Source organism: Nocardiopsis sp. TNDT3 (genome assembly GCF_003427465.1).
Taxonomy (GTDB): domain Bacteria; phylum Actinomycetota; class Actinomycetes; order Streptosporangiales; family Streptosporangiaceae; genus Nocardiopsis; species Nocardiopsis dassonvillei.
This window is the reverse complement of the sequence record NZ_QPFC01000750.1, coordinates 1-6,083: the sequence shown is the minus strand read 5'-3', so window position 1 is coordinate 6,083 and position 6,083 is coordinate 1. Positions and strand designations below refer to the sequence as shown.

Below are 6,083 nucleotides of genomic sequence, written 5' to 3'. Positions count from 1 at the left end.
GTTCATGGGGGCGGCGCGGCGGGGGACCGCGTCGCCCGGTCGCGGCTACAGGTCGATGCCCACGATGTCCTCCGGGCGCACCGGAGCGTGGGTCAGGGCCCTGCCGGTGGCCGCGCGCACCGCGGCCACGATGGCCGGGGTCGAGGACAGCGTCGGCGGCTCACCCGCGCCACGCAGCCCGTAGGGCGCGTGCGGGTCGGGCCGCTCCAGCACGTCGATGCGCATCGGCGGAGTGTCCAGGATGGTGGGGATGAGGTAGTCGGTGAACGAGGGGTTGCGGATCTCCCCGTCCTTGACCTGTACCTCCTCCATCAGCGCCAGGCCCAGTCCCTGCGTGGAGCCGCCCTGGATCTGCCCCGCCAGCTGCTGGGGGTGCAGCACCCGGCCCACGTCCTGCACCGCGTCGAGCGCGACCACCTTCACCAGGCCCAGCTCCACGTCCACGTCCACCACGGCCCGGTGCACGCACATCCCGAACTGGTTGTGAGAGGAACCCTGGCCCAGCTTGGGGTCGAGCATCTCGGTGGGCCGGTGGTGGTACTCGCGGGTGTGCTCGACCACCGTGCCGCCGCGCGCCGACTCCCCCAGCAGGTCCGCCAGGGACACCAGCGCGCCGACCGTGGCCGACACCAGCTTGCCCCCGTCCAGGGACAGGTCGGTGTCGGGCAGCGCCTCGGGCACGATCCCGCGCTCGCGGGCCAGCGCGAACACCTCGGCGCGCACCGACGCGCACGCCGTCATGACCGCGCCGCCGGTCATGTACGACTGCCGCGAGGCCGAGGAGGAGCCCGCCGAGCCGACCCGGGTGTCGGCGGGGGCGATGACCACCCTCTCCACGCCCAGTTCGGTCCGGGCGATCTGCCCCTTGACCGTCACCAGGCCCTGGCCGACCTCGGCCGCCGCCGTGTGCACCAGCACCACCGGCTCGCCGCCCACGACCTCCAGTCGCACCCGCGCGGTGGAGTAGTCGTCGAACCCCTCCGAGAAGCACAGGTTCTTCAGCCCCAGGCCGTAGCCCACACCGCGCACCACGCCCTCGCCGCGCGTGGTGCCCGCCACCCCGCCCGGCAGGGTGCGCTGGTCGGCGGGGTCGGCCAGCGCGTCGCGCTCGGGCGGCATCGGCAGGGCGCGGCAGCGCTCCAGCATCTCCGCCATCGGCAGCGGCATGTCGATCTCCTGGCCCGTGATGATCCGCGAGCCCTGCGACATGGCGTTCCTGATCCGCAGGTCCACCGGGTGCATGCCCAGCTCCTCGGCGAGCCGGTCCATCTGCGACTCGTAGGCGAAGCAGGCCTGCACCGCGCCGAACCCGCGCATCGCGCCGCACGGCGGGTTGTTGGTGTACACCCCGTAGGCGTCCACCAGCGCGTTCTCCACCTCGTAGGGGCCGATGCCCAGGGAGGAGGCCACACCCACCACCGCGGGGGTCGCCGACGCGTACGCGCCGCCGTCCACGATGATCTCCGCCGTGGCGTAGAGCAGCGTGCCGTCCGCGCGCGCCCCGTGCTCGTAGCGCATCCTGGCCGGGTGCCGGTGCACGTGCCCGTAGAAGGACTCCTCGCGGTTGTACACGAACTTGACCGGCCTGCCCGTGCGCAGCGCCAGCAGGGCCGCGTGGATCTGCATCGACAGGTCCTCGCGGGCGCCGAAGGCCCCGCCCACCCCGGCCAGGGTCAGCCGCACCTTGTCCTCGGGCAGCCCCAGCGCCGGGGCGATCTGGCGCTGGTCCACGTGCAGCCACTGCGTGGCCACGTACAGGTCCACCCCGCCGTCCTCGGCCGGAACGGCCATACCCGACTCCGGGCCCAGGAAGGCCTGGTCCTGCATACCGACCTCGTACTCGGAGGCCACCACCGCGTGGGCCTCGGCGCGCAGCCGCTCCAGGACCTCGCCCTCGCGCTCGGCCGAGCCCGCCACGGCGGCGAACGCGCCGGTGCGCACCGGCTGGTAGCGCAGCCGGTTGCCGCGCGGGTTGTACTCGGGGTGGTCGGGGACCGTGCCCGGCTCGTGCACCGGCGGGCAGTCGGGGTCCAGCGCGGCCCGCCGGGGGTCGCTGATCGGCTCCAGCACCGCGTAGTCCACGCGGACGCGCTCCATCGCCCGCCGGGCGGTCTCGGGGTGGTCGGCGGCCACGATCGCCACCGCCTCGCCCTTGTAGCGCACCTTGCCGAAGGCCAGCACCGGCTGGTCCTGGTACTCCAGCCCGTAGCGCTTGTTCCCGGGCACGTCCTCGTGGGTGAGCACCGCGTGCACCCCGGGCACCTTCAGCGCCTCGGTGACGTCGATGCCGCGGATCTCGGCGTGCGGGTGGGGGCTGCGCAGGGTCGCCCCCCACAGCATGTCCTCCATCCACATGTCCGAGGAGTAGGCGAACTCGCCGGTGACCTTCAGGGTTCCGTCGGGGCGGCGCGGGCTGGAGCCCACCCCGTCCCTGGTCGTGCTGCTCAGCTCCGTCACGGTACGGGTCGTCGCCGCCATCAGCGGCTCACCTCCTGGGTCAGGGTGCGGTGCGCCGCACGGCCGCGCGCGGCGGCGGTCTCCGCGGACAGGGTGCGCAGCTCACCGCGGTCGACGACGGTGTTCCCGCCGACCCAGAGCCGCTCCAGGGGCGGGGTGGGGCCGAAGACCGCCGCCACCACCGGGTCCCCGATCACGTCGTAGCCGAACCCGTCCACCCGCCACAGGGCGATGTCGGCCAGCTTGCCCACCGCCAGGGAGCCCAGCTCGGCGTCGCGGCCCAGTACCCGGGCGCCGCCCAGAGTGGCCATCTCCAGCGCCTGGCGGGCGCTGAGCGCCTTGGGGCCCCTGCGGGCGCGGGCCATCAACAGCGCCTGGTGCATCTCACCGGCCAGCGGCGTCAGCTCGCTGGAGGCCGGGCCGTCCACGCCCAGACCCACCGGCACGCCCGCCTCCAGCAGCTCGGGCACCCGGCAGATCCCCGCGCCCAGGCGGGCGTTGGAGGTGGGGCAGTGCGCCACCCCGGTGCCCGTGGCCGCGATCCGCCCGATCGCCGCGTCCGACAGGTGCACGGCATGCGCGAACCACACGTCAGGGCCCAGCCAGCCGAGCTTCTCGGCGTACTCCACGGGGGTGCACCCGAACTCCTCCAGGCACTGCTCCTCCTCGTCGAGCGTCTCGGCCAGGTGGGTGTGCAGCCGCACCCCCCGGTCCCGGGCCAGCGCCGCGCTCTCCACCATCAGCTCGCGCGAGACCGAGAACGGCGAGCACGGGGCCACCGCCACCCGCGTCATCGCGTCGGGCGCGGTGTCGTGGTGGGCGTCGACGGCCTCGGCGGTGCCCGCCAGGGCCTGATCCAGCGACTCCACCACGGCGTCCGGCGGCAGACCGCCCTGGCTCCGCCCCCGGTCCATCGACCCGCGGGCCAGGTCCAGGCGCACGCCCACCTCGCGGGCGGCCTCCACCTCGGCGGCCACGATGTCGCCGCGGCCCGAAGGATGGACGTAGTGGTGGTCGGAGGCGGTCGTGCACCCCGACAGCGCCAGGTGGGCCAGACCGGCCGAGGTCGTCCCCGACACCACGTCGGCGTCCAGACGGCCCCAGATCTCGTAGGAGCCCACCAGCCACTCGAAGAGCGTGCCGTCGGCGAACAGCCCCTGCGTCGCCCACTGGTAGAGGTGGTTGTGCGTGTTGACCAGACCCGGCGTGACCAGGCACCCGCGCCCGTCCACGCGCTGGAGCCCCTCGGCCCCGGGGGTCGGTCCCGCGCCCACCGCCGAGATGCGACCCGCGCGCACCGCCACGTGGCCGTCGGCGTACTCCGCGCCGTCCACGGTCACCACGTGGGCGCCCTCGATGACGAAGCCCTCCGCCGCGTTCACGTGCCGCTCCCGATCCGCCGCGAGGCGGCCAGACGCACCGCGTCGAGGATCTTCTCGTACCCGGTGCACCGGCACAGGTTGCCCGCCAGCGCCTCACGGATCTCGGCGTCCTCCGGAGCGGGCAGCCCCGCGCCCACCGTGCGCTCCAGCAGGTCGTCGGTCTGCACCAGCAGACCCGGCGTGCAGAACCCGCACTGCACCGCGCCCGCCTCCACGAAGGCCTCCTGCACCGTGCCCAGCTCGCGCTCGGCCCCCTCGCCCCCGGACAGGCCCTCCACGGTGCGCACCTCGCGCCCCTGCGCCTGCCCGGCGGCGATCATGCACGAACACGCCGTCACGCCGTCGAAGTAGACCGTGCACGAGCCGCACTCGCCCTGCTCGCAGGCGTTCTTGCTGCCCGGCAGCCCCAGCCGCTCACGCAGCACGTACAGCAGGCTCTCGCCCGCCCACACGTCGTCGGCGGTGACGTCCTCGCCGTTGACCCTGAAACTCACGCGCATCGCGTGGCTCCCTTCCGGTAGTCGGTGACCGACCAGCTCAGTGCGCGGCGCGCCATCACCGACAGCGCGTGCCTGCGGTACTCGGCGCTGCCCCGCTGGTCGTCGATGGGGCGGGCGGCCGCGGCCACCAGGGCGCCGAACTCGCGCACGACCGGCTCCGCGAGCGGGCGGCCGTCCTCCCAGTCGAACTCCGCCGCCAGGAACTTCTCGGCGGCCTCCGCGCGCAGCGGCGTGGGGCCGGCCGAGCCCACGCCCGTCCCCACCACCCGGCGCTCGGTGTCCAGGGCCAGGGAGAAGGAGGTCACCGCGATGACCATCGCGTTGCGCGTGCCGATCTTGGCGAACTGCTGGGGGCCGGTCGGCTCGGGCAGCAGCACCGCCGTGATCAGTTCGTCGGCCCGGCGCGCGGTCGTGCGCAGCGACAGGTAGAACTCGCGGGCGGGCACCCGGCGCCTGCCCCGCACCGACGCCAGCTCGATGACCGCGTCGGTGGCCAGCAGCGGCGGGTGGGACTCCCCGGCCGGAGAGGCGCCGCCCAGGTTGCCGCCCACGGTGCCGCGGTTGCGGATCTGCGGGGAGGCCACCGAACGCGAGGCCCTGGCCAGGGCGGGGGCCCGCTCCGACAGGTGCTCGATCACCTTGGTGTAGGACACGCCCGCGCCCAGGCGGGTGTGCTCCCCGTCCGGTCCGAAGTCGGCCAGTTCCGGGATCCGGGTCAGGTCGATCAGGGCGGGCGGCCGCCTCTTGTCGAAGTTGAGCTCCACCATCACGTCGGTACCGCCCATGATGGGCACCGCCTCGGGCAGGGCGCTCTTCGCCTCAAGGGCCTCCTCCAGTGTGGAGGGGCTCAGGAACTCCATGCTCGGTCCTCTTGTCGCCATGGTCGTGCCGCCGCTCGCTCGCGGCCCGGCGCGGTCTGTCGGTCGCGTCTTCCCTGGTGGGTATCGCCGATGCTGTGAAGTACACCACTGGGAGCGCGGTCACTACCAGCAAGTGATGACATGAAGTGGCCGCGGAACGAACGGTTATCGTTGGGCGTTTCCTACAAGTGGCGTCACCGGAGTAACATCCACCGCCTCACCACCCCGGGCGCCCGCCGCCCACACGAGCGACAGAGGGACGTTCATGCGGATCAGCGAGCTGCTCGCGGTCACACGGCTGCACCTGAGATTCCTGTCGGGGGCCGAGCACGCGCACCGCACCCTGCGGTGGGCCTACACCACCGACCTGCTCGAACCCGCACGCTACCTGCGCGGCGGCGAGTTCGTCCTCACCGGGATGATGTGGCGCACCCGCCCCGAGGACTCGCGCACCTTCGTGGCCTCCGTCGCCGGGGCCGGGGCGGTCGCCGTCGGCGCCGGGACCGCCCTGGGCGAGGTCCCCGCCGATCTGGTGGAGGCCTGCCGCGAGCACGACCTGCCCCTGGTGGAGGTGCCCCCGGAGACCTCCTTCGGCGCGGTCACCGAGGAGGTGCTGCGCTCCCTGACCCAGCACCGCTTCACCACCATCGCCGAGACCCGCGACCGCCACCGCCGCCTCATGGCCGACGTCGCCGCCGGGGCCGACTTCCCCCGGGCCTTCGCCGAGGCCGCCGCGCAGACCGGGCGGGCCGCCTGGGTCCTGTCCTGCACCGGCCGCCACATCGCCGCCTCCGGCGGGCCCCTGCCCGAGGACGAGCGCGGGTGGATCGCCGCCCGCGCCCTGACCGGCCCCGCCCTGCCCCACACCGTCCGCACCCCCCAGC

Annotated in this window: 5 protein-coding genes; 1 reads left to right on the top strand and 4 read right to left on the bottom strand. The window is 74.1% G+C overall.

The features are described 5' to 3' along the window. Positions 1-45 precede the first annotated feature (45 nt). The 4 genes from DQW06_RS18540 to DQW06_RS18525 are packed head-to-tail and all read right to left on the bottom strand — an operon-like array spanning position 46 to position 5,199. The gene (locus DQW06_RS18540; RefSeq protein WP_013153256.1) at positions 46-2,478 is read right to left on the bottom strand and encodes a xanthine dehydrogenase family protein molybdopterin-binding subunit; all 2,433 of its coding nucleotides are present in this window, start codon (positions 2,476-2,478) and stop codon (positions 46-48) included. Then, on the bottom strand, positions 2,478-3,839 hold the full coding sequence (locus DQW06_RS18535; protein WP_117198998.1) for an 8-oxoguanine deaminase: 1,362 nt from the start codon (positions 3,837-3,839) through the stop codon (positions 2,478-2,480). Before DQW06_RS18535 ends, DQW06_RS18540 begins: the two co-directional genes overlap by 1 nt. Then, the gene (locus tag DQW06_RS18530; RefSeq protein WP_019607128.1) at positions 3,836-4,339 is read right to left on the bottom strand and encodes a (2Fe-2S)-binding protein; all 504 of its coding nucleotides are present in this window, start codon (positions 4,337-4,339) and stop codon (positions 3,836-3,838) included. Before DQW06_RS18530 ends, DQW06_RS18535 begins: the two co-directional genes overlap by 4 nt. Next, positions 4,330-5,199: a xanthine dehydrogenase family protein subunit M gene (locus tag DQW06_RS18525; RefSeq protein WP_013153253.1), complete on the bottom strand. Its 870-nt coding sequence runs from the start codon at positions 5,197-5,199 to the stop codon at positions 4,330-4,332. Before DQW06_RS18525 ends, DQW06_RS18530 begins: the two co-directional genes overlap by 10 nt. 265 nt (positions 5,200-5,464) lie before the next feature. Between DQW06_RS18525 and DQW06_RS18520 the strand changes: the two genes are divergently transcribed. After that, a partial coding sequence (locus tag DQW06_RS18520; RefSeq protein ID WP_198662482.1) for a PucR family transcriptional regulator ligand-binding domain-containing protein occupies positions 5,465-6,083 on the top strand: 619 nt, incomplete at its 3' end.